At 70.3% G+C, this 276-nt stretch carries 1 protein-coding gene; it reads left to right on the plus strand.

The annotated features are described in order from the left end of the window. Window positions 1–120 precede the first annotated feature (120 nt). The coding region (locus tag QWY28_RS23715; protein ID WP_369292720.1) for an AAA family ATPase at window positions 121–276 on the plus strand (156 nt) is incomplete at its 3' end.

Below are 276 nucleotides of genomic sequence, written 5' to 3' on the forward strand. Positions count from 1 at the left end.
GGTGTTGCCACGACGGCATACGGTTGGAATCCACCGCCGGGCACCGGCACGACCTCGAAGGGACCGCTCGTGGGATCTCCGACCGCTGGAGGCGCTGACCTCGAGACGCTGGCGCGCGTCATGGAGCGGGTGCGCACCAACGTCGAGCGCGTGATCGAGGGCAAGCCCGAGGTCGTCAGCTCGGCCCTGGTCGTGCTGCTGGCCGAGGGCCACCTGCTGATCGAGGACGTGCCCGGCGTCGGCAAGACCATGCTGAGCAAGGCCCTGGCCCGCTCG

It is taken from the genome of Nocardioides oceani, assembly GCF_030412965.1.
GTDB classification, from domain to species: Bacteria; Actinomycetota; Actinomycetes; order Propionibacteriales; family Nocardioidaceae; genus Nocardioides; species Nocardioides oceani.